This is a genomic window from Stenotrophomonas sp. TWI587 (assembly GCF_039674145.1).
Classification (GTDB): Bacteria; Pseudomonadota; Gammaproteobacteria; order Xanthomonadales; family Xanthomonadaceae; genus Stenotrophomonas; species Stenotrophomonas maltophilia_AY.
The window spans coordinates 1-21,690 of record NZ_JBDJMW010000017.1 but is presented as its reverse complement, the minus strand read 5'-3'; the positions used below and the strand labels follow the sequence as shown (position 1 = coordinate 21,690).

Genomic DNA, 21,690 nt, shown 5'->3' with positions numbered 1-21,690 from the left:
AGGACGCATGCACAAGCAAGGGATCTGAAGATCATGTCTGTTTCCTCATCGGTCGTGGTTGGCATCGACGTGGCGAAGGCGCATGTGGATGTCGCGGTGCTGGGGGCCGAGTTCGGTGCCCGGCGTTTCGAGAACGAAGCCGAAGGACATTCGGCCTTGGCAGCGGCGTTGGTGCCGTTGAGCGTGGCTCTGGTGGTGATGGAGGCCACGGGTGGGCACGAGGCAGCGCTGGCCTGTGCGTTGCAGGCCGCAGGGTTTGCGGTGGCGGTGGTCAATCCGCGCCAAGCCCGCGATTTCGCCAGGTCGATGGGGCGGCTGGCCAAGACCGACCGCATTGATGCCGCCATGCTGGCCGAGTTCGCCGCCGTGCTGGTGCGTCGTGATGACTTGTCGAGCTTCATTCGCCCATTGGCCGACGCGCAGCAACAGGCTATGGCAGCCATGGTGACGCGCCGACGCCAATTGCTTGGCATGCTGCTGGCCGAGCGTCAGCGCATGCCGCTGGCCATGCCGATCGTGCGTCCTAGCATCCAGGCCATGATCGAGGCCATCCGCCAGCAGCTCGATGATGTCGAGGCCCAGATGGTCGAGCACGTGCGCACGCATTACGCCGAACTGGATAAGCTGCTGCGCTCGACCAGCGGCATCGGTCCCATCGCCAGCGCCACCCTCATTGCCGAATTGCCCGAGCTGGGCAAGCTCAATCGCCGCGAGATCGCCTCCTTGGTCGGCGTTGCGCCCATGGCCAACGACTCCGGTAACACCAAGGGCCGCCGGCGCATCCAGGGTGGGCGCTTCGAGATTCGACGCGTGCTCTACATGGCCACACTCACTGCGGCCAGGCACAACCCTGCCATCAAGGCCTTCTACAAACGTCTGCTGGCCGCTGGCAAGCTGCACAAGGTCGCGCTCGTCGCCTGCATGCGCAAGCTGCTGACCGTGCTCAACGCCATGGTCCGCACCAACACGCCTTGGAACGAATCGCTTCATGGCGCTTGACTTTCAAGACGGTTACTCATAGGTCGATTCCGTCGTTGGGGTCGAGGGAAGCCAGCCGCGCCGTGCGCTGCATGGCCGGGTCAAGCTGGCCTGGTAGCGGCAGCGGCAGGTCGTCGTCGTCGTCGTCGAGCAGCGCCAGGTCATCGGGCGCATCCAGCTCGGGGTCGTAGGCGACGGATTCGGTGAGTTCGGGTTGGCGGCGCGAGCCGCCGTCGTCGGCGCCGCCCAGCTCATCGGCGGATGCCGTGGCTGATGCGGCGGGCACGGCCGGAATCGCCAGGCCGCTCCAGTCGTCGGCGCGGGCCGGTGGCACGTCGGCGTACTGCCCAGCCGCGAGCGCAGGCGGCGACAGCACGCGCTGCTTGAAGTTGGCGTCGGCGTAGTAGCGCAGCTTCTTTGCCTTGATCGGCGCGACGCTGGACACCATCACTACGGATTCATCGGGCGGGAGTTGCATCACTTCGCCCGGCGTCAGCAGCGGGCGGGCCGTCTCCTGCCGCGACACCATGAGATGCCCGAGCCACGGCGCGAGCCGGTGGCCGGCGTAGTTGCGCTGCGCGCGCAGCTCGGTCGCGGTGCCGAGCGTTTCGGAAATCCTTTTCGCCGTCCTTTCGTCATTGGTGGCGAACGTCAGCCGGACGTGGCAGTTGTCCAGAATCGAATGGTTCTGGCCGTAGGCTTTGTCGATCTGGTTGAGCGACTGCGCGATGAGGAAACTGCGGATGCCGTAGCCGGCCATGAAGGCAAGCGCCGTCTCGAAGAAGTCCAGGCGGCCCAGCGCCGGGAACTCATCGAGCATCAGCAACAGCTTGTGGCGGCGTTCGATGCCGTCGCTGCCATCGAGCGATTCGGTAAGCCGCCGTGCGATCTGGTTGAGGATCAACCGGATCAGCGGCTTGGTGCGGCTGATGTCGGACGGCGGCACCACCAGGTACAGCGACACAGGTGATTCGGACGCGATCAGGTCGGCGATGCGCCAGTCGCAGCGTGATGTCACCTCGGCCACCGTTGGGTCGCGGTACAGGCCCAGGAACGACATGGCGGTGCTCAACACGCCAGAGCGTTCGTTGTCCGACTTGTTGAGCACTTCACGCGCGGCGGACGCGACAACCGGGTGCGGTGCATCCCCAAGATGCCGCGTGGTCATCATCCGATGCAAGGTCAACTCGAACGGGCTGGCCGGATCGGACAGGAAGTTGGCGACGCCGCGCAGCGTCTTGTCTTCGCCCGCATAGAGCACATGCAGGATGGCGCCGACCAGCAGCGCATGGCTGGTCTTCTCCCAGTGATTGCGCTTCTCCAGCGCGCCTTCGGGGTCAACGAGAATGTCGGCGATGTTCTGCACGTCGCGCACTTCATGCGCGCCGCGCCTCACTTCCAGCAGCGGGTTGTACGCGGCCGACTGCGGATCGGTGGGGTTGAACAGCAGGCAATGCGAGAAGAGCGAACGCCAGCCGGCGGTGATCTGCCAGTTCTCGCCCTTGATGTCGTGGATCACTGCCGATGCAGGCCAGGACAGCAAAGTCGGCACGACCAGGCCCACGCCTTTGCCCGAGCGCGTGGGCGCGAACGTCAGGACGTGTTCCGGGCCTTCATGGCGCAAGTACTGTCCGTCATGCAGGCCGAGAAAGACGCCGGCAGACTGCATCAGCCCGGCCTTGCGAATGTCGGCAGTGTTGGCCCAGCGTGCCGAGCCATAGGTCGTGACCAGGCGCGATTGCCGCGAGCGCCACACCGACATGGCGATGGCGACCACTACGGCGACCAGGCCGCTGCCGCCGGCGATCGCGCCGCCTATGTCGAAGACGTGCGGCGCGTAGGCATCGAAGAAAAACCACCACTCGAACAGCCGCCAGGGGTGATAGACCGGCGTACCGAAAAAGTCGAACCAGGGCGAGCCAAGGCGTAGTTGGTAGGCCAGAGCGGCGGCTGTCCATTGGGTTGCACTCCACACACCGGCGATCACGATGCTGAAAACAACCGCGATCTGCCCGAACAGCACGCCCTGAGCTTGCATTGACTGGCCTCCGATTTCCTCTGCGCTGATTCCTCGTTCACACGCGGCACAAGGACGTGTCGCATAGCGCGAGGATCAGTGCCGGGTCGGTGCCGGTCAAAGACCGTTATCGGGAGAAAGGTCTAGAAAAAAGGAAGAATTAGCGCAGCGTCGAGCCAAAGAAAAACGCCGCAAGCGCAGGCGCATTGCGGCGTATCAAGCAAATAAGCAGAATATGCTGAAAACGGGCAACGATCAGAACTTCGATTGCGTTTCTGGTGGGGTATGAGGCACCTTGCCGTCACCAAAGAAACGCTTGTTGGACGCCTCGGCCACGGGCTTGGAAGCCAGCTCTTCCACGCTCGGCACCTCCGGCTGATGCGCTGGAGCTTTAGGCGCTTCCGATTGGCCGCACGCTGTCAGCAGCGCAGCAAGAAGCAGCAAAGTGGGTTTGCTCATGGTTCGATGCCTCCCGATTCATTGGCTTGATCCTGTGCTGCATCATCAAGCGCAGCCGCGTCGAGGGTCTGCACCCGTTGAATGAATCTGGCCAGCGTTTCCAATGGTTCGCCCTCCGGGCGCAGCAGGTAGGTGGTGATCATGTGCGCACGCCCGGCCAAGGGGCGAGCCACCACGCCCGGTTCGCGGCTGGAGGTGATGTGCGCCTTGCTGGTCAACCCCAGCGCCATGCCTGCTGATACCAGCACCATCATCAGGTCACAGGATGCCACCCGTTCGGCTACCATCGGCTCTGTAGCGGCTTGGCGCAACACACGTTCGACGTGCCTGGCATGCCCCTCGTATACATGCGGATCACACAGCACCAGGGGATAGCGCAGCACTTCATCCAACGGAATGCGCTTGTAGCTGAGAATGGGATGCCGCGCTGGCACCGCCACCATCAACGGGTCATGCCAGACCGGCTCGGCCACGATACCGTCACCGACATCTTCGCTTTGGGCAAAGCCCACATCGAACAGATCATCGTGCAGCCCCCTGATCTGCTGCGACAGCGGCAGCTCGAACAGGCGGATTTCAACATCCGGTTCTTCCTCGCGGGAACGCGCCAGCAAGGCAGGAAAGCGCGAAGGTGTAATTCCATCGGACAGAGCCACCCGCAACTGCCGTTGAAAACCGTTGGCCGCTGCCGTCACGCTGTCGCGGGCCTGCTGCAAGGCGGTGAATACACGCGGCACATGCTCCAGGAACAACCGACCAGCCCGAGTCAGTCGGGTGCTGCGCGTTGTGCGGGCAAACAACGCCACGCCCAATTCCTCTTCCAGCTCCTTGATGGCCCGTGACAGCGGCGACTGCTCGATATGCAGCTTCTCAGACGCACGGGCAAAGTGCAGCTCCTCGGCTACGGCCAGAAAGCAACGCAAATGCCGAAATTCCATCGCATGCGGTCCTCAAATCTTTGCATGACGGCCCGCAGGCAAAGACACGATCAACTCGATTATCAGAATCGCCGCCAGTATCCCTATCGGCACATTCCAATTACCCAGCTTGTGATACAACGCCCCCACCAATAAAGGCCCCACGGCTGCAATCAGATAGCCAACGGTCTGCGCCATCGCCGAGATACGGGTTGCCGTCTCTACGCTGCCCGCTTTGGCTACGAACAACAAGGCTCCCAAGGCCGGACCGGCCCCTTGCCCAAAGCCCAGCAGCAAAGCCCACAGCAGGGCCGTGCCAAACGGCGCGAACTGCAGGCCTAGCGTTCCTGCCAGGCACAGCAATACGGTCATCGCGATAAACACCCGCTGGTCCGGCTTGCGTGCGGCCAACAAGGGTGTCACAAAGCTGCCCACCATCAAGCTGACTTGCGACAGGGAAAATATCCATGCCGCGCTTTCCTGGCTGGCGCCACGATCCATCAGTATGGTCGGCATCCAGGGCAGAAATACATACAGATTGAGCGCCTGCAAGCCGAAGAACAGCGTAATCGACCAGGCCATGCAGTTGCGGTAGACATTCACGGCGGGCTTCGCTGCCATGCCACTTGCGCCAAGCCCCGCTGCCTCTGCTTTCTGAAAACGCAATTGCGGCAACCAGAACACCAGCGCCAGCAAAGCGGGCAACGCCCACAGCCCCAACGAATGGTAGGCCGCGTCGGTATCGGCCCCCATTGCCTGAAACAAGGGAAACGAGGCACTGGCTCCCAGCACAGCGCCCACGCCCAGCATCAGGGCATAAACACCCATGACCAGCCCCATGCGTGGCGGCCCGAAGCGCTTGCGTGCCAGCGCGGGCATGATGACATTCATCACTGCAATGCCCGCACTGCCCAACACTGTCCCCAAGATTAATCCCGGTTCACCAAACCAGCGCACGCCGCAGCCAAGCGCAAGCAATACCAGTGCCAGCCCGACGGCGCGCTCTTCTCCGAAAGACTGACGCAATCGCACGCCAGGAATCGAAAACAAACCCAACAAGGCGGTAGGCAGTACCGTCACCAGCAGCGTCGAACTGAAGTCCAGTTCCAGGTTACGCAGTAACGGCCCCAGCGTGGAAAAGATCAGCCGCAGATTCAGTGACACGAGAACAAAGCCGACCCATAGCCAAACTGTAGCTGTCGCGCCTATGGTTTTTGCTGTCTCGGGCATTGGTTTGAGAGTGGATTGCATAGTTTTCCCTTACTTCCCGCTGAGCGAGGCGATCATTTGCTGACTGCGTACCAGCGCTCTGATCAACGCAGCCTCGCTATTGGCGAGGCCAAAATCTTGTGTCATTAGAGGCTTCAGCCATGCGATGGCGTCCTCGACGCTGCAGAACGCCTGCGCAGGCACACCGAACAATCGTTCGGCCTGCATTCGCTGCGCTTGATTTAGAACATCCCCAGGCAGCACCAGGGCCATCCCAAGCATTTGTTGCCGGATAACAGCACCATGCTCGGCAAGCCAGGCTTTTCGTGCCTGAGCCGCGCCTGGGGGATGAGCATAGGCATCACGATCCAGCAGAACACGCAACATCGCAAAGCGTTTACCTCGACCGAGCCATGCACGCCAGTTCGCCGCATCATCCAACATGTCCTCGAACCGAGGGCTCCCGCTCGAGAACGTCATGGCGAGCGGCCAGCAGGACGTGTCGTATATCGACTTCCTTTTTTGGTGATCTGTTGTACTCATGACTGTTCCTTGAGGCTTTCGTCGCGGTGGATGAAGATACGATCACGGCTGCGCCACGCAAGCAGACATACAAGCCCCAGTGCGATCGCCAGGCCAACCAGCAATCCACCGTAGCCGAACCGATCCAGCAGCATTCCCGCCAGCAGAGGCGCTGTAGTCCGAGAGGCTATAAAGAGGCTGGATTGCAAGCCATAGTCCAGTGCAGCCAGATGCTGGCGCGCGTGATTCATCATCAGACCGAACAACAGGCCCGAGGTCATCCCCATGGCCAGTGCCAAGGCCAGTGCCGCCGCAATCAAGGCTGTCTTTCCACATCCACCTCTCACCACCAGAGCCAGCGCAATCATCACCAGCAGATTCAGTGCAGCGAAAGTGCGCAAGGCGGCTCTGGCACCCACGGCCTTGATGATCGACCCAGCCAGCATGCTGGCAATGGCGGCCACCAAGCCGCCGCCCACCCCGATGCTCCAGGCGATCTGCTCCTGGGCAAAGCCGTGATCCAGCATCAACGGTTTCAGGTAGACCCAGGCAGCGCCGACGGCCGGGAAATAGAACAGCAGCAGCAAGGTCCATACGCGGTGCTCGGGCGTACGGAAATAGCCCATCCACTCCTTCAAGCCTGCCCGCGGTGCCTGGTCGGGAATCTGGCCAGCAACGCTGCCATCTGTGCCAAGCCAGCGCAGCAGCAAGATGCTGGGCAGGATGCTGGCCGCGAAGAAAGCGAACGGCCAGGCCCAGCCCAGCCGCGCATGCAGCACCAGCATCAGGCCACCGCCGACGATGGCGGCCAACGATGCGGCAACCGAGCGGATCGCCCCGGCACGGATGCGCTCGGATTCGGGAAGCAGCCTGATCGCCAGCGCATTGACAGGCACATCCACCCAGGTGCCCAGCAAGGTCGCCAGCATGGCCAGCGCAAACAGCAGCGCATAGGGCGTATCGGCAAGATCATTGACTGCCAACAGCGCCAGCGCTGCTGCGTACAGAATGCCCAGCAAGATTCCCCAGTTTCTGTAACTCGCAGCGCCCAACCGCCAGCGATCGACAGGCGTGGCAAGGACGAACTTGAGCATGGCGGGCAATCCCGCCAGTTGGAGAAGGCCGATTTCCGTGCCGCTCCAGCCGTGCTGACGCATGACCAGCGGCAACCCAACGAACATGTAGATGATGGGGGCGGTCAGCACCAGATTGAGCCAGCCGATCAGCAACTGCTGCGGCCACCAGGAGCGCGGTGCCGGTATCGCTGTCGCGCTCATGGGCGCCTCCCCATGTGCAGCCAGACGGGCGCCATCGGGAAATCGACACGGCCCAGGGATTGGATGTCGGTCAAACCCGCATCGGCCATCATCCGGGCGATGTCTCCCGGACGCGGCAGCAGGTTGCCGCGCAGCGCCACCGTGCCATAGAACGGCAGCACACGCGCCGCCACTGCAGGGTCGTCGCTCTGCTCGGCGTGTGCCATCAACAGCAGGCCACCGGGATTCAAGGCCTCGCTGGCCTTGCGCACCAGCGCATGCGGATCGCGCAGGAAATGCAGGACTGCAGAACACCAGATCAGGTCGTAGCCGCTGCCGATACCATCCGTGTTCAGGTCGCAGCCCAGCGCCTGGAAGCGGTGAGTCAATCCGGCCGACTGTATGTTTCCCTGCGCCACCTCGGCAGTTTCCGGCTGGTCGCACACAACGCCCTGCCAACCTGGCAGACGTTGCGCCAATGCAATACCGACATGGCCGGGGCCACCGCCCAGGTCAAGCAGGCGACCCGTTTCAGGCAAAGGCGGCAAAGTATCCATCAGGCGCAGCACCGCCGGTACGGTCACGGCGCGCTGCTCCTGCCCGATCTGCTCGCGTGCGGCCTGTGCCCAACTTCCTTTGGGTGCAGCCTGGCCCTGCGGATCAAAGCCGTGGCGCAGCAGCGTTTCCCATTGCCCGGCAAAACGCGCCAGAAAACGGGCGCGATACAACCAGCCCTGGGCGCAGTTCTTGCTGGCCCCATCGACGAAGTGGCGTAATGCCATCGGTGAGGTTACGTAGCGCGGCTCGTCGGGTACATCGGCAGGCACCTGCCGTGACAACAGATCCAGACTCCAGAGCAGATCCAGCCATACCGAAGTTGCAGCCTTGTCCAGTTGCAGGTCTTTCGCTACGGCTGCGGCATCGGCAGGCCGACGCAGCCGATCGAACAGCCCCAGGCGCAATGCCTGTTCCAGCGCCTGGGTTTGGATGGGCGCAGCCGCCATATTCCAGAACGGCTGCAAAGGGTGCGGTGTGAGAAAGTCCATTGCCCTTGTCCTCACATCCGCCAGGTCAGGCGCATGCCAACTTCGCGGGGCGGGCTGTAGACCGTGACAAAGCCATTCTGGTAACCGACGGCATCGTAGGTCTTGTTCGCAGCGTTGTTCACATACGCAGCGATTTCCCAGTTGCCCTGCTGGTATCCGGCGACCAGGTCGATCAAGCCATAGCCATTGCGCTTGTAGCTGTTGGCCGCATCCAGATAGACCTTACTGGTGCCACGCACCTGGGCCTGCGCGTACCAGCCTTGTGGCGCGTCATAGCGGATGCCGAGATAGCCGGTCAGATCAGGTGCAAACGGGTTTCGCTTGCCGGAGTAGTCTGCTGTTCCGTCGATGAAGCGGTCAAAGCGCGTGCGGTTCCATGCCAGGCCGCCCTTGAGCTGCCAGCCATGGCCCAGCAAGTAGTCCACATCCAGTTCAACGCCCTTGGACTGCGCCGTCGCGGCACTGGTGATGTACATCACACCCGGCATGGGCATCTGCATCACCTGCATATCCTTGATATCCATGAAGTAGGCAGCCACCGAGTAGCGCAGCCGCTTGTCCATCGCCCAGCCCTTGAAACCCATTTCATAAGACCAGTTTTTCTCTGGCTCGAAGGCGGCGTAGCTGGTTGCCGCCGAGAGCGCGTTGAATCCACCGGTGCGGATGCCCTGGCTCGCACTGACATACCACTGGTGCTCGGGAGCGAACTGGTATTGGAGAGCCAATTTTGGTGAGAAATGTGTCCAATCCCGATCCTGTTTTGTTGCCCCTTGAGGGGCAATCTCCACCTTGCTGCGCTCGACCCGCGCACCGGCGGAAAGGCTCCAAGCGTCATTCAGCGGAACATTCCAGTGTGTGAACAGCGCCGCCGTACGGCTCTTCTGATCGGCGCGCAGGTCTTCCAGCATCATCATGCGGCGACCCACGTTCTGCAGATCGTTGTCGCTGCGGTCAACGTAGACGCCCGCGAGCCAGTCGGTCGTTCCCAGCTTGCCTTCCAGCCGGAACTCCTGCGATACGGTGCGCAATCGGTGATTGCGGCGGATGTGCATGATGTCCGCCGCCATGAAGTCCGTATCCTGTTGGATGTCGTCGGTGAAATCACTCCATGCCGTAATCGACCGCAACCGCAGGCCAGAGCCGAAAGTGTGCGAGGCATCCAGCGACAGCGATTGCCCCTCGGACCGATTCCAGCTCGGTGTACCGGATGCCACCTGCTTGCGGGGTGCGGTGAGCGAGCCCCACAGCGCCGCGCCATCGTCGTAGTCCTGACGGGCATAGCGCAGCACCAGATCAGTGGCGGCAGTGGGCGTCCAGCGCAAACCCAGCTTCAGGTTGCGCCGCTCGCGGTCATCTTCTTTACCGCCAGAATGGAGGTTGTCGATGAACCCATCCTGTTTCAGCCATGACCCTGAGATGCTGGCGTAAAGCTTGTCCTCCACCAGCGGACGGCTAAGCGAGAAGCGAAGGCCGCGCTTGTCGCGGCTGCCAAGATCAGCGGAGATGCTGGCGCGCGGTGTGTTGTCCATCGGCAGGCTGTAAATGGCGATCACACCGGCCTCGGCATTACGTCCATAGAGGGAGGACTGCGGCCCGCGCAGTACTTCGATGCGATCCACGTCCAGCATCGCATCATCGAAGCCCTGCGCAGTATGTGTCGGCACCCCATCGACCAGCAGCAGCGTCGACGTCGAGAAGGTGTTGAAGTTGGCCGTCAGCCCACGCATGACAGGCGAGTTCAGCCCCGCCTGCCCGAATGGCTGGAATGACAGGCCCGGTATCCGGCCCTCCAAGTGCTCCATGCTCACGATGCCGGATTGTTCGAGATCCAAGCCGTCGATCACCGCCATACTGGCAGGCACCTTTTCCAGTGGACGTTCGGTCTTGTCGGCGGTGACGGTGATGGCGGGCAATTCCGCAACAGTGGCATCAGCCATCGATGCGGAAGCATCCTCGGCGCTTGCCACGGCAGGCAACATCATTATTGGCAATGCAAGCAGGATGGCGCTATGCAGCGCGCCGAGTTCGTGATTCATGAGATGACCCAGTCAAGAAATGCAGATGAAGAGGCGCCAATTCGCCTTTGGATCACTATAATTTCCATTCAAGAATGGGTATCATTTAAGTATTAGTAGATCCGGATTTTTCCTTTAGCATTTCGGAGTCAAGCCATCTCCCCGTAAGGAGAAAGCCAGCACCAAGGAGGCGGCATGACCTATCACATCCACACGGCAGACATTCCCGGTCCGACGCGGCTTGGACAAGGGATCTGGCTGCGCTCGCAACTGCCTACTGAGCTGGGCGACTGCATGAACGACATGTGCCACCTCGATGACGGTCTGGCACTGGCCTATGCAAACTATCGGCCTCGACACGATCTACTGGAACGTAGCACCATGGAGAGGGAGGGCCGCTCGCTGACCGTCACCGTGGCACTCGAAGGCGAATCCAGCACGCTGGGCGTGGACGGGCAACGTTTCGATTTCATCGCCGGTCACAGCACCGTGGCTGCTTTCTCAAGCGTGCGCGGAGAACGTCGATTTCCTGCCGAGCGTGAAATCCGCCAACTGCGCCTGATTGCCCAGGAGCCCCTGTTGCATCGCTATGGGCTGGCCTACCTGCTCGATGGAGTCCGCAACGATCACTCTGCACGCCATATCTCCTTCGACAAGCATGGCGCTGGAACCCAGCGCCTGGCCCAGTCACTGGTGCATCTTCATGGCCGGGATGCAGGATTGCTGGATATTCAAATAGCCGCTCTCAGCCTGTTGGCCGAACAGACCCGCACATTCCTCCCATCAACGCCAGTCAAAGGTCGGCTGCGTGGCGACGATCAGGATCGGATACTGCGCGTGCGCGACATGCTGCTGCACCAGTACGATCGGCAACTGACCATTGCCTACCTGTGCGCCACCGCAGGCATCAACGAATTCAAGCTCAAGCAAGGCTTCCGGGAGATGTTCGACACCAGCCCGCATCGCATGCTCATGGGCATCCGCATGAAGAAAGCCTGGGAACTGTTGGAAACCGGCCTGTATGTATCGACTGTGGCTTACAAAGTTGGCTACGAACACCTGTCCAGTTTCAGCGCAGCATTCGAGCGCTACTACGGCCGCACACCCAAGTCCGTCGCCAAGACCTAACTGGCAAACCTATCTTCGGGCGTGCTCGATGAAGCGTCCCAGGGTATGTGATGGCGAGCGATCTAGGTGCAGCAGATAAGTGGTCAGCGGCGGCTGACCACCGGCCAACTGGCAGGCCACAATGCCAGGTTCGCGACTGGCGGCAATCTGCGATGTCCCCGCTAAGCCCAGCGCAAGACCTGCCGATACCATGGCCATCGTCAAATCAAAGGAACTGACTTGCGTGACCTGCACAGGCTCTGTACGTGCGGTACGCAGCACCCGTGCCACATGACGGGCATAGCCTTCGCAGACAGAGGCACTGCAAATGACCAATGGATAGCGCAGCATTTCCTCCAAAGGGATACGTTTGTGGCTCAGGATCGGATGACGCACAGGCACTGCCACCGCCAAGGGATCGCGCCAAACCGGCACGGCCAGAATGCCATCTCCTACTTCATTGCTCTGAGCAAAAACCACGTCGTACAGCTCTTCATGCAGACCTTTGATCTGCTGCGCCAGCGGCACCTCGAATAAACGGATATCGACTTAGGGTTCGTCCTGACGGCACTGTGCCAAAAGCACTGGCAGCCGCGCAGGCGTCATCCCATCGGACAAGGCAATGCGCAACTGGGCGTCAAAGCCATTGGCGGCTGCCGTGACACTGCCACGGGCCTACTCCAAGGCGGCAGATACGCGCGGCACTTGCTCCAGAAACAGCTCGCCGGTACGGGTAATCCGGGTGCTGCGCGTGGTGCGAGCAAGGAGCACCACACCGAGTTCTTCTTCCAATTCCTTGATAGTACGCGACAGGGACGACTGTTCGATGTGCAGCCGCTCCGCTGCGCGGGCGAAGTGGAGTTCTTCCGCTACTGGCAGGAAACAGCGCAGAAGATCCTTCAACGGTGCGGGATCGGCGGCCAGTTCCTCCACGGTCGGCACGTCGACTTGTCTGGCCGTTTTCGATTGGCCGCAGGCGGTTAGAGCCGCGACCAGCAGGAAAGTGATGGTCTTGTTCATGGCTCGGGTTCATCCACGGTGTCGGCATCGAGCCCCGGCATGGGTCTACTGCCTTCAGGTGATTCGATGGCTCGCACGCGGTCGATGAAGCGGGCGAGCATTTCCGAAGGCTCGCCTTCCGGACGCAGCAAGTAGGTCGTCAGCAGCGGCGAGCGGCCTGTCAGTGGCCGCGCCACTACGCCAGGTTCCTGGCTGGTCAGGATATGCGCGCAGCCCGTCAACCCGAGCGCGATGCCTGCGGAAACCAACGCCATCATCAGGTCGCAAGACGCCACTCGTTCAGCCACCAGCGGCTCCATGTCCACGCGGCGCAGCACACGGTCAACTTGCCGTGCATGGCCTTCGCAGGCCTGCGGATCGCATAGCACCAGCGGATAGCGCAACAGTTCTTCCAAAGGAATGCGCTTGTAGGCCAGCAGGGGATGCCGTGCCGGCACGGCCACCATCAGCGGATCACTCCATACCGGCTCGGCAATGAGGCCATCACCGACCTCATCAGCGCGGGCAAAGCCCACGTCGTACAGGTCGCCGTGCAGCCCTTTGATCTGTTGCGACAGCGGCACCTCGAAGAAGCGGATTTCGACTTCGGGTTCTTCCTGCCGACAGAGCGCCAGCAAGGCCGGCAGACGCGAGGGCGTCATACCGTCGGATAGTGCAATGCGCAATTGGCTGTGGAAACCGTTGGCGGCGGCCTTTACGCTGTCGCGGGCTTGTTGCAAGGCAGAGAAAACGCGAGGTACGTGTTCAAAGAACAGCTTGCCCGCACGGGTCAGGCGCGTGCTGCGCGTGGTGCGCGCGAACAGCACCACGCCCAGTTCTTCTTCCAGTTCCTTGATGGCGCGCGACAGCGGCGATTGCTCAATGTGTAGCTTCTCCGCCGCACGGGCGAAATGGAGTTCTTCGGCGACGGCCAGGAAGCAACGCAAGTGGCGTAATTCCATGTCGCGCCCTCAATCCGGCTGCCAGGCTACCGGTTGAATCTCCACGGACTCGCAGCATGCCTGCACGCGCGCCACACCCTCCAAGAAGTTCGGTGTATGTTCGTGCCGGAACAGCGCCTCGGCGTCGGCCCAGCGTTCCAGCAGGAAGAAGCGATTGGCCGATAGGCTTCCTTGGGCAATGCGATAGCCGAGGCAACCAGCCTCCTGCAGGCTGGCGTCACGCAGTGTCCGAAGCACATCGCGTAGCGCCTCAATACGGCCTTCTGACGCTTGCAAGGTGACGATGAGATCGACGGCCGGCATATCAGTCTCCTTGGAGACGCGCTGCGTCGCGCGGAAGTCGAGTAGACCTGCGCGACAGCCACCACAGCGGTGCCTGCGCTAGTAGCACCAGCGCCACGCCCGCCCAAGGGGTTAGCACCATCCGCTGCTGCGCCACCAGACCGCTACCGAGCGTCTCGCCTATGGTGATGCCGAGGTTGAAGGCCGAGATATTCAAAGCCGAGGCGAAATCCACCGCACGCGGCGTCCAGCGTTGCGCTGTCTCCAGCATTCCGGCCTGGAAACCCGGCGATATGCCGAAAGCCAGCACGCCCCAGACGAACAGCATTGGCACCATCGCCCACTGCCACGGCATCGCGACGGCCAGCGCCGCCAGTACTAACAGCAGACCCGCCAGCATGCGCCGCAGCGCCGCTGGCCAGCCGAGGCTGGCGGCCCAGCGCCCGCCGGCCAGGTTGCCGACCAGGGTTGCTACGCCGAACACAACCAGGAGCCCGCTGGCGGCGTGCGTAGAGAAGCCGGTGATGCCAGTGAGGATCGGCGTGATGAAAGTGAAGACCGGAAAGCTCGCGCCAAAGCCCAGCACGGTTATTGCCATCATCGCCAGCACGGGCGGGCTGGTCAGTGCCGCCAATTGCGTGCGCGTCGGGCCTGCCGCCTGGGTTGGCAGCACCGGTACCCAGCGCGCCGTCGCGAGTAGTGCCAGTGCAGCCAAGCCCGCCACGGCGAAGAACGGCAACCGCCAGCCCATCGCATTGCCGATCAGGCTGCCCAGTGGCACGCCGATCACCATTGCCAGGGTCAACCCGGCGAACATGACGGCGATAGCGCGGCTGGCCTGGCCTTCAGGCGCTAGCCGCGCCGCGACGGTAGCACCGATGGCGAAGAAGCTACCATGCGCCACCGCAGTCAAAATGCGCCCGGCCAACAACAGTTCATAGCTGGTGGACAGCGCCGACAGTAGGTTGCCTGCCAAGAACACCGCCACCAGCGCCAGCAGCAGCGGCTTGCGCGGCAGCCGCGCCAGAGCCAGCACGACGACCGGTGTGCCTACCGCCAGTGCCAGCGCGTACAGGCCGACCAACCCACCGGCGCGCGCCAACGGAACGCCCAGGTCGGCGGCGATGGCTGGCAGCACGCCGACCACGATGAACTCGGCCACTCCGACGGCAAACGCGGTGACCGCCAACGCCCAGACGCCGCGATGGGTGCGCTGTGGCCGACTCATGACCGGCCCGCCGCTTTAAAAGCGATAGCTTGGTCCGCCTCGACCGTGGCACCGGCCACGCCGACTGCACCGATGACGCGGTCCTCGTCGCGCAGCACCACACCGCCGCCGAAGCTGATCAGGCCGCCATTGGTCGCCTCCAGCGTGTAGATCGCACCACCCGGCTGGGCTGCAGCGCCGAGTTCTAGGCTGTCGGTACGGAATAGTGCTGCGGTACGGGCCTTCTTGATCGACACGTCGATGGCACCCGGAACCGCATCGTCCATGCGCAGGAAGCCGCGCAGCAGCCCGGCATCGTCAACCACGCTGATGCAGACCGAAAAACCTTGCGCGCGAGCGAGCGACTGGGCGCGCTGGATGACCTGCTGAGAAATAGCTTCAAACATGCGAAAACTCCTTGGAGTGATAACGGAGTCTTCGATGATTCCCGCAAGCGCCTGATGCAGAAAGGGGGTGAAGGCGATTAGTGGCTAAAGTTTGAGAATGTCGAACATATCGCTCATAGCCGTGGTGGCCATACGTCGCAGCAACGGCTTGCGCAGACGCTGGGATGGGCCAGCGGCACCGAGCGCTGCCACCACGCGGCCCTGCAGACGAAGCGGCAGGGCCAGGCAATTGAGACCGGGCTCGGCTTCCTCCAGGTCCAGCGCATAGCCTTGCTCGGCAATGGTCTTCAACTCGCTTTCCAATTGGACCGGGATCAGTCCACCCCGGCGCAGGCTGCGAACCAGCTCCGGATCGTGTGCCAGGAACACCTTGCCGATCGCCGATGTCGTCAGCCCTTCGCGGCGTCCGCGCGGGCTGGCCGCACGCAAGCTGCCAAGACCTTCCACGGCGTCGATGTAGAGGTACTCCCGTGTGCCGCAGGGCACCGCGAGATAGCAGGTCTCGCCACTGCGCTCGGCCAACGAACGAAGCGCCGGTGCGAAAGCCGTGCGCAGGGCTGAGTCGGCATCGGCGAGAGGCTGGGCGATTTCGCGCAGTCGCAGCCCCAGTGCATAGCGGGTGCCGTGACGAGAGATATAGCCCATCGCGGCCAATGTATTGAGCAGGCCATGCAACGTGCTTTTGTGCAGGCCGAGCTGCTCGGCAAGGTCCACCAGCCGCGCTTCTCCACCGGCCTGCGCGATAGCTTCGAGCAAGGCCATCGCCCGTTCGACGGATTGGATGTGTCGTGTTTCGTCGATCATGGGCTGCCTGCCGGCAAACGCTAGGTTTTGATAAAAATTTTATCTCGTTTGGCATGATAGAACATATCCCCCTATCGACGCGATGCTCCAAGGAAGCTCCGGGGCACGTTTTATCTTTGAGCCTGGACGTTTACCGCTTCGCTTTTACCCATCTGCCGTAGCATCCACATAATCCCCAACCCCACGGCAACCGCACCGACCCAGGCCGTGCTGGTCAGCCCCATCGCCTCCAGGCTCGCCCCGCCCAGCAGCGAACCCAGCGCGATACCGCCATTGAAGCCGGCGATGTTCAGCCCAGCCGCCACTGCCGGTGCCTGCGGCGCGTGGATATGCGACAACCCGATCACCCGCGCCTGCAAGGCAGGCACCGCAGCATAGGTCAGCGCACCGAGCAGGCCCGTCAGCAACACCATCAACGGAAGCGACGCTGCAGAGGCCCATATCGCCAACAGAACGACGGCTAGGCCGACCAATACGGTCATCACTGCAAAGTCGGCACCCTTGCGGTCGGTCAGCCGCCCGCCCCACACATTGCCGATGGCGGCCATCACGCCGTAGCCCAGCATCAAAAGGCTCGCTGTGCTTTCGCTGACATTCGTCACTTGCAGCAGGATCGGCGAAATGTAGGTGTAGAGCGCGAAGGACCCCGCATACGCCAACACGGTGATGCCGGCTCCGGCCAGCAGACGCGGATTGAACATGGCTTTCAGGCCATCCATCGCATTGGCCTGCGCAGAGGCATCGTTGCGATCCGTCGGCATCAGGGCCAGCAGGCCGACGACCCCAATGGCACCACTTGCGGCCACTGCCATGAAGATGACCTGCCAGCTCAACACGCTGCCCAGGTAGGTGCCGAGCGGTACGCCCAGCGCCAGTGCCAGCGTAAGGCCGCCGAACACCACGGCCACCGCCGCGCCGGCGCGATGCCGGCCCGCCAGTTGGGTTGCCACGCTGGAGGCCACGGCAAGAAATACCCCATGTCCCAGGCCCGACGCGAAACGGGCCACCAACATAGGCGTCAGTGCATCGGACAGGCTGACCACCGCATTGCCCAGCGTGAACAGGCCCATCGCCACCAGCAGCAGCCGCTTACGCGGCCAGCGCGTGGCGAGCGCCGTCAGGCCCGGCGCACCGATAACAGCGCCCAGCGCATAAGCTGTGACCGCCGTGCCGACCTGCGCGACGCTGGCATGCAGGTGAGCGGAAATGGTGGACACCAGCCCGATGGTGACGAACTCGGTAAAGCCCAGGGCAAACGCGCAAAGCGCGAAGACGTAGATGACGAAAGGCATGCGCTCTCTCATGGCTTAGGCCCGATCCACGGACGCTGCCACCAGCAGCGGCAGCATCGCTTCGCCTACACCCTTGGCCGAAGCCGGGTTCTGGCCCGTCACCAGCCGCTCGCTCACGACCACCTGCGCCTGGAAGTTCGGCGCGGGCACATGCCGGGCACCACGTTCCTGCAGGGCGTCGGCCAGCAGGAACGGGACCGTGTCGTACAGACTAACCGCGCGTTCCTCGTCATTGGTGAAGGCCGATACCTCCTTGCCTGCGACCAGATAGCGACCGTCGGACAACTTGACATTCACCAGCCCGGCCGGGCCGTGGCAGACGGCCGCGACCACGCCGCCACGCTCGTAGATGCGCGCCGCGATGGCCGACAGTTCGGCGTTATCGGGGAAGTCCCACATCGTCGCGTGGCCGCCGGCGTAGAAGATCGCGGCGTAGGCATCGGGATCGACCTGCGCGGGTGCCAAGGTGTTCTCGGTGGCACCGCGCAGCGCCGCGTCGTTCCAGAACGCGGCATTGATCGGATCGTCCAGGTCGAGTCCATCGACGTGCGTCTTGCCGCCCTTGGGGCTGACGAAATCGACCGCATGGCCGGCGTCGGCCAGCACCCGATGCGGATGCGTGACCTCGGACAGATAGAAACCGCTGGGCGCGGCGTCGGCGGCGCCCGCCGGTCCCTTGCGGTCGTGGCTGGTCAAGACGAAAAGAATGCGTTGGGTCATCGGAGGCTCCTGCAAGCGAGTCGAGCACACCGCCGAGCGCCTCCGGCGGAGGCGTGCGCGTTGCGGCATGCGAAGTAAGGAACCTCATTCTGGTGAATCCGGTATATCCTTTAAATGACCAAAATAGACAAACACTTTCCCCGGAATGACCCAAATGGCCCTGCGCAACCTCGATGACTTGGCGGTGTTCGTGCATGTGGTGGAGCGCCAAAGCTTTTCCGCCGCCGCACGCGACCTGCACCTCGCACCCAAGACGGTCAGCAAGCAGATCGCCCGGCTGGAGCAGGCCTTGGGCACCACGCTGTTCGAGCGCAACACCCGCAACCTGCGCATCACCGGCGAAGGCCGCGCCATCGCCGAACGGGTGCGGGTCGCCCTGGCGGTGCTGGAAGAAGTGCAGGAACTGGCGACCGGCGGCAGCCAGGAACTGAGCGGCACCATCCGCCTGACCGCGCCCACGCCGTTCGGGCGCAAGTTCGTGGCCCCGGCGATCCACGATTTCTGCCGCCTGCATCCCAGGGTTGGTTTCGACCTGCGCCTGTCTGATCAGGTGCAGGATCTGTATAGCGGCGACCTCGACCTGGCGATCCGCATGGGCGAGTTGGCCGATTCGCGTTTGGTGGCGCGTCGTGTGGCCGACAACCGGCGCATCCTGGCGGCGTCTCCCGACTACCTGAAAGCGCATGGCCACCCCACGCAGCCGGAAGAACTGGAGCGGCATAACTGTCTGGTGTTCGCCTATCCGGGGCTGCTGCAAAACATCTGGCCGCTGCGTAGGGGCCGGCGCGAAAAGCCGATCGCGGTCAGCGGCACGCTGTGCAGCGACAACGGCGACGTGCTGCATGCGTGGTGTCTGGCCGGGCTGGGTATCTCGCTGCGCGAAACCTGGGACATCCACGAGGAGTTGCGCGACGGACGGCTGGTGCGCGTGTTGCCGGACTGGGAAGCCACGCCCTCCAAGATCAGCATCGTGCGGGCGCGACGCGAACCCGTGCCGCGCCGGCTGACGGCGTTCAGCGATTTCTTGTTGGAACGCTGGCAGCAAGCGCCGTGGGACAGTTGATGCTGCATCACGGGACTGCCTGACCACTGGCGGCTAGATCCGGCGTTGGCGCGCAAGGTCGCTTACAAGGCCAACCGTGCACTTGTCAGCTTCGCCGCCTCAGACTGCCCGCTGCGTGCCGCCGAATGCGCTGAGCACGCCCAGCGCCAGTACTGCGCAGAGCGTGCCAGCCATGGCTACTCCGCGCCACCCAAAAGCTTCCGCTGCGGCGATGCCCAGCGCCGACCCGGCCGCACCGCCTAGGAAATAGCATGTCATGAACACCGTATTGAGCCGCCCCCGTGCGTCGGGCAGTAGCGCATACAGCCGTGTCTGATTGGCCACGAGGTTGGCACGACTTCCCAGGTCAAGAATCAACACGCCCGCGATCAGGAATCCAACACTCTTCGGCGAGCCCGCGACCAGCACAAACGCCAGCACGACCATCGCCGCAGCCAGCGCCACGACACGGCGTCCACCCCATCGATCAGCCAAGCGGCCAATGGTGGGCGACACCACCATCCCCGACACACCAACAAGACCGAACAGACCTACTACCTCGCTGCCATAGCCATAAGGGGGCCGCGCCAGCATCATCGCCAAAGAGCCCCACAGAACATTGAACGCAGCAAACAGCAGGAAGCCAACCAGGCAGGCTTCGCGCAACAGTGGCTGGCGCGCGAGCAACTGCCCCAAGGATACCAACAGCCTTGGATACGACAAATCGCTGGCGGGCCGGGTTCTCGGGAGATAGCGCCAGATCACGCCGATCAATATCGCATCGACCACCGCCGCAATCACGAACATGGTCCGCCAGCCGGTATGTGCCCCGACGTAGCCGCTGACCGTACGTGCCAGTAGCGTACCGGCAAACAGGCCACTCATCAGCCGCCCTACCGTCTGCCCGCGCCGCGCAGGATCAACCAGCCCCGATACCGCCGGAATGATGATTTGCGCGCTGACGGCCGTCAGACCGACGACCAGGCACGCAGCCAGCAATCCATCTAGACTGACCACTGTTGCGCAAAGCGCCAAACCGAGCATATTCAGCAGCAAGAGCCCCGTGATCAGCCTACGCCGGTCCAGTCGGTCGCCCAGGGGGCCAAACAGCAGTAAGCCCGCCGCATACCCCACCTGGGTCAGCATGGCAATGGCACCTTGGGCCGATGCATCCGAGCCAAACGCCGTCGCCATCTGCGGCAAGAGCGGCTGGTTGTAGTAAAGGTTGGCGACGGCAAAGCCGCACGCCGCCGACAGCGCCACCACGCTGCGTCCCGACAAGGACGCAGAGGCGCAGGAAGGTAAAGACATAGCGAAAACTCCGTGAGTGCGACACGATCACCGCACGTATGCAACCAATGCTAGGCGCACTGATCTGCCGACGGAACGCCTCGCTATCGCGCAACGGTTTTGCGTAAAATGCAACGCATGCGCCCCATCTCTTATGCTGAACATCTGCCCGTCTTCATCGCGGTCGCCCGAGCCGGCAGCTTCTCAGCCGTGGCCGCTCGGCAGGGCGTAGCGCCGTCGTCGGTGGTGCGCCAGCTAGATGCCCTGGAGGCGGCGCTGGATGTGCGGCTGTTCGTGCGCTCCACCCGCGGGCTGACACTGACCGACGCGGGCGAACTGCTGCTGGCCCGCGTCCCCGCGCTGATCGATGAACTGGTGGATCTACGTGCCGAAGTCGCAGCGCTAGGAGATGAGCCACGCGGCATCCTCCGCATAGCTTGCCTGCCAACTTTCGGCCGCCATCACGTTCTGCCGCTGTTGCCGGATCTGCTGGCACGTTTTCCAGCACTTCGCATCGAACTGGACCTCACCGAGCGGCTGGCCGATCCGGCACGCGAACGTCTCGACGCGGTGATTCGCATCGGCCCTCTCAAAGACAGTCGCATGTACGCACAACGCCTGGGTACGCAACGTTGGTCGATTTGTGCCAGCCGTGCTTACGAGGATCGGTACGGGTCTCCTGCAACCTTGGCCGAGTTGGCCGAACATCGCTTGCTGGACAAGTGCCACGATCCGGAAGGCTTAGGATGGCGCGGGCTGCGCGCCGCCGGCCTGATACCCGAAAACGCAGCTGGCAGCATCCTGGCCTGTGACGATTTCGAGGCGTTGCTCCTGGCCGCCAACGCCGGGCTTGGTCTGGTCTATCTACCCACCTGGGTCACGGCCACAGCGATTTCCAGCGGTCAACTGGTCACCGTGTTTGACGACCCCGCAAAGCGCGAAGACGAGATTCACCTGCTACGGACCTTGTCGCGACCGCCAGCCAAGCTCGCGGTCCTTGCCCAAGTGCTACTGACCACGTTCAACGCCGACTGATCCGTGAGGTCAGTGAGATAGCCCCCTGATTCCCCGGCCCCGTTCTATCGCTTATCTTTGTAGATAGGAAGAGGACTGTGCATATGACTAGGCATACGGAGTCAATAGAGGTAGTCGTGAAGGA

20 protein-coding genes and 1 pseudogene are annotated in these 21,690 nt (G+C 62.7%); 4 read left to right on the top strand and 17 right to left on the bottom strand.

Annotated features, from left to right (window positions below):
- Nucleotides 1–33 precede the first annotated feature (33 nt).
- The gene (locus ABE464_RS18545; RefSeq protein WP_346473136.1) at nucleotides 34–999 is read left to right on the top strand and encodes a transposase; all 966 of its coding nucleotides are present in this window, start codon (nucleotides 34–36) and stop codon (nucleotides 997–999) included.
- A 16-nt stretch (nucleotides 1,000–1,015) separates the two neighbouring features.
- Here ABE464_RS18545 and ABE464_RS18540 read toward each other — a convergent pair whose 3' ends face one another.
- The 8 genes from ABE464_RS18540 to ABE464_RS18505 form a co-directional block, all read right to left on the bottom strand.
- Nucleotides 1,016–3,016 carry a conjugal transfer protein TraG gene (locus ABE464_RS18540; protein ID WP_346473128.1) on the bottom strand — a complete coding sequence of 667 codons (2,001 nt, stop codon included), beginning with the start codon at nucleotides 3,014–3,016 and terminating at the stop codon, nucleotides 1,016–1,018.
- Between the two features lie 234 nt (nucleotides 3,017–3,250).
- On the bottom strand, nucleotides 3,251–3,454 hold the full coding sequence (locus tag ABE464_RS18535) for an entry exclusion lipoprotein TrbK (protein WP_346473127.1): 204 nt from the start codon (nucleotides 3,452–3,454) through the stop codon (nucleotides 3,251–3,253).
- Entirely contained in the window at nucleotides 3,451–4,392 is a 942-nt protein-coding gene (locus ABE464_RS18530) for a LysR family transcriptional regulator (RefSeq protein WP_346473126.1), read from the bottom strand. The genes ABE464_RS18535 and ABE464_RS18530 overlap by 4 nt, the downstream gene beginning before the upstream one ends.
- Nucleotides 4,393–4,404: 12 nt before the next feature.
- Entirely contained in the window at nucleotides 4,405–5,622 is a 1,218-nt protein-coding gene (locus tag ABE464_RS18525) for an MFS transporter (RefSeq protein ID WP_346473125.1), read from the bottom strand.
- 9 nt (nucleotides 5,623–5,631) lie between these two features.
- Nucleotides 5,632–6,123, bottom strand: a complete 492-nt coding sequence (locus tag ABE464_RS18520) for a hypothetical protein (protein ID WP_346473124.1) — start codon at nucleotides 6,121–6,123, stop codon at nucleotides 5,632–5,634.
- The gene (locus tag ABE464_RS18515; RefSeq protein WP_346473123.1) at nucleotides 6,120–7,379 is read right to left on the bottom strand and encodes an MFS transporter; all 1,260 of its coding nucleotides are present in this window, start codon (nucleotides 7,377–7,379) and stop codon (nucleotides 6,120–6,122) included. Before ABE464_RS18515 ends, ABE464_RS18520 begins: the two co-directional genes overlap by 4 nt.
- Nucleotides 7,376–8,404 (bottom strand): class I SAM-dependent methyltransferase, encoded by a 1,029-nt coding sequence (locus ABE464_RS18510; protein ID WP_346473122.1) that lies wholly within the window; start codon nucleotides 8,402–8,404, stop codon nucleotides 7,376–7,378. The genes ABE464_RS18515 and ABE464_RS18510 overlap by 4 nt, the downstream gene beginning before the upstream one ends.
- 11 nt (nucleotides 8,405–8,415) lie before the next feature.
- A complete protein-coding gene (locus ABE464_RS18505) occupies nucleotides 8,416–10,440 on the bottom strand; it encodes a TonB-dependent receptor (protein ID WP_346473121.1) in 2,025 nt (674 codons plus the stop codon).
- A gap of 174 nt (nucleotides 10,441–10,614) precedes the next feature.
- On the opposite strand from ABE464_RS18505, the gene ABE464_RS18500 reads away from it, so the two are divergent.
- A complete protein-coding gene (locus ABE464_RS18500) occupies nucleotides 10,615–11,547 on the top strand; it encodes an AraC family transcriptional regulator (RefSeq protein WP_312418066.1) in 933 nt (310 codons plus the stop codon).
- A 9-nt stretch (nucleotides 11,548–11,556) separates the two neighbouring features.
- On the opposite strand, the pseudogene ABE464_RS18495 reads toward ABE464_RS18500, so the two are convergent.
- The 8 genes and pseudogenes from ABE464_RS18495 to ABE464_RS18460 form a co-directional block, all read right to left on the bottom strand.
- Nucleotides 11,557–12,429: pseudogene (locus tag ABE464_RS18495) on the bottom strand (LysR family transcriptional regulator).
- A 113-nt stretch (nucleotides 12,430–12,542) separates the two neighbouring features.
- Entirely contained in the window at nucleotides 12,543–13,487 is a 945-nt protein-coding gene (locus ABE464_RS18490) for a LysR family transcriptional regulator (RefSeq protein ID WP_346473120.1), read from the bottom strand.
- 9 nt (nucleotides 13,488–13,496) lie between these two features.
- Nucleotides 13,497–13,790, bottom strand: coding sequence for a putative quinol monooxygenase (locus ABE464_RS18485; protein ID WP_346473119.1), 294 nt, complete (start codon nucleotides 13,788–13,790; stop codon nucleotides 13,497–13,499).
- A gap of 1 nt (nucleotide 13,791) precedes the next feature.
- Nucleotides 13,792–14,997: an MFS transporter gene (locus tag ABE464_RS18480; protein ID WP_346473118.1), complete on the bottom strand. Its 1,206-nt coding sequence runs from the start codon at nucleotides 14,995–14,997 to the stop codon at nucleotides 13,792–13,794.
- Complete coding sequence (locus ABE464_RS18475) at nucleotides 14,994–15,383, bottom strand: heme-binding protein (protein ID WP_312418062.1); 390 nt, start codon at nucleotides 15,381–15,383, stop codon at nucleotides 14,994–14,996. The genes ABE464_RS18480 and ABE464_RS18475 overlap by 4 nt, the downstream gene beginning before the upstream one ends.
- Nucleotides 15,384–15,467: 84 nt before the next feature.
- Nucleotides 15,468–16,187: an IclR family transcriptional regulator gene (locus tag ABE464_RS18470; RefSeq protein WP_346473117.1), complete on the bottom strand. Its 720-nt coding sequence runs from the start codon at nucleotides 16,185–16,187 to the stop codon at nucleotides 15,468–15,470.
- 110 nt (nucleotides 16,188–16,297) lie between these two features.
- A complete protein-coding gene (locus ABE464_RS18465) occupies nucleotides 16,298–17,479 on the bottom strand; it encodes an MFS transporter (protein WP_346473116.1) in 1,182 nt (393 codons plus the stop codon).
- Between the two features lie 15 nt (nucleotides 17,480–17,494).
- Nucleotides 17,495–18,199, bottom strand: coding sequence for a type 1 glutamine amidotransferase domain-containing protein (locus ABE464_RS18460; protein ID WP_346473115.1), 705 nt, complete (start codon nucleotides 18,197–18,199; stop codon nucleotides 17,495–17,497).
- A gap of 154 nt (nucleotides 18,200–18,353) precedes the next feature.
- On the opposite strand from ABE464_RS18460, the gene ABE464_RS18455 reads away from it, so the two are divergent.
- On the top strand, nucleotides 18,354–19,262 hold the full coding sequence (locus tag ABE464_RS18455; RefSeq protein ID WP_346473114.1) for a LysR family transcriptional regulator: 909 nt from the start codon (nucleotides 18,354–18,356) through the stop codon (nucleotides 19,260–19,262).
- 99 nt (nucleotides 19,263–19,361) lie between these two features.
- On the opposite strand, the gene ABE464_RS18450 is transcribed toward ABE464_RS18455, so the two are convergent.
- Nucleotides 19,362–20,552, bottom strand: a complete 1,191-nt coding sequence (locus tag ABE464_RS18450; RefSeq protein WP_346473113.1) for an MFS transporter — start codon at nucleotides 20,550–20,552, stop codon at nucleotides 19,362–19,364.
- 117 nt (nucleotides 20,553–20,669) lie between these two features.
- Between ABE464_RS18450 and ABE464_RS18445 the strand changes: the two genes are divergently transcribed.
- A complete protein-coding gene (locus ABE464_RS18445; protein WP_295975358.1) occupies nucleotides 20,670–21,566 on the top strand; it encodes a LysR family transcriptional regulator in 897 nt (298 codons plus the stop codon).
- Nucleotides 21,567–21,690 lie beyond the last annotated feature (124 nt).

What these genes read in the sequence shown, in the direction of transcription:
- ABE464_RS18500 (WP_312418066.1), top strand. Translation starts at nt 10,615, where the DNA reads ATGACCTATCACATCCACACGGCAGACATTCCCGGTCCGACGCGGCTT.
- ABE464_RS18480 (WP_346473118.1), bottom strand. Translation starts at nt 14,997, where the DNA reads ATGAGTCGGCCACAGCGCACCCATCGCGGCGTCTGGGCGTTGGCGGTC.
- ABE464_RS18510 (WP_346473122.1), bottom strand. Translation starts at nt 8,404, where the DNA reads ATGGACTTTCTCACACCGCACCCTTTGCAGCCGTTCTGGAATATGGCG.
- ABE464_RS18455 (WP_346473114.1), top strand. Translation starts at nt 18,354, where the DNA reads ATGGCCCTGCGCAACCTCGATGACTTGGCGGTGTTCGTGCATGTGGTG.
- ABE464_RS18485 (WP_346473119.1), bottom strand. Translation starts at nt 13,790, where the DNA reads ATGCCGGCCGTCGATCTCATCGTCACCTTGCAAGCGTCAGAAGGCCGT.
- ABE464_RS18545 (WP_346473136.1), top strand. Translation starts at nt 34, where the DNA reads ATGTCTGTTTCCTCATCGGTCGTGGTTGGCATCGACGTGGCGAAGGCG.
- ABE464_RS18470 (WP_346473117.1), bottom strand. Translation starts at nt 16,187, where the DNA reads ATGATCGACGAAACACGACACATCCAATCCGTCGAACGGGCGATGGCC.
- ABE464_RS18515 (WP_346473123.1), bottom strand. Translation starts at nt 7,379, where the DNA reads ATGAGCGCGACAGCGATACCGGCACCGCGCTCCTGGTGGCCGCAGCAG.
- ABE464_RS18540 (WP_346473128.1), bottom strand. Translation starts at nt 3,016, where the DNA reads ATGCAAGCTCAGGGCGTGCTGTTCGGGCAGATCGCGGTTGTTTTCAGC.
- ABE464_RS18520 (WP_346473124.1), bottom strand. Translation starts at nt 6,123, where the DNA reads ATGAGTACAACAGATCACCAAAAAAGGAAGTCGATATACGACACGTCC.
- ABE464_RS18490 (WP_346473120.1), bottom strand. Translation starts at nt 13,487, where the DNA reads ATGGAATTACGCCACTTGCGTTGCTTCCTGGCCGTCGCCGAAGAACTC.
- ABE464_RS18505 (WP_346473121.1), bottom strand. Translation starts at nt 10,440, where the DNA reads ATGAATCACGAACTCGGCGCGCTGCATAGCGCCATCCTGCTTGCATTG.
- ABE464_RS18445 (WP_295975358.1), top strand. Translation starts at nt 20,670, where the DNA reads ATGCGCCCCATCTCTTATGCTGAACATCTGCCCGTCTTCATCGCGGTC.
- ABE464_RS18530 (WP_346473126.1), bottom strand. Translation starts at nt 4,392, where the DNA reads ATGGAATTTCGGCATTTGCGTTGCTTTCTGGCCGTAGCCGAGGAGCTG.
- ABE464_RS18525 (WP_346473125.1), bottom strand. Translation starts at nt 5,622, where the DNA reads ATGCAATCCACTCTCAAACCAATGCCCGAGACAGCAAAAACCATAGGC.
- ABE464_RS18450 (WP_346473113.1), bottom strand. Translation starts at nt 20,552, where the DNA reads ATGTCTTTACCTTCCTGCGCCTCTGCGTCCTTGTCGGGACGCAGCGTG.
- ABE464_RS18465 (WP_346473116.1), bottom strand. Translation starts at nt 17,479, where the DNA reads ATGCCTTTCGTCATCTACGTCTTCGCGCTTTGCGCGTTTGCCCTGGGC.
- ABE464_RS18535 (WP_346473127.1), bottom strand. Translation starts at nt 3,454, where the DNA reads ATGAGCAAACCCACTTTGCTGCTTCTTGCTGCGCTGCTGACAGCGTGC.
- ABE464_RS18475 (WP_312418062.1), bottom strand. Translation starts at nt 15,383, where the DNA reads ATGTTTGAAGCTATTTCTCAGCAGGTCATCCAGCGCGCCCAGTCGCTC.
- ABE464_RS18460 (WP_346473115.1), bottom strand. Translation starts at nt 18,199, where the DNA reads ATGACCCAACGCATTCTTTTCGTCTTGACCAGCCACGACCGCAAGGGA.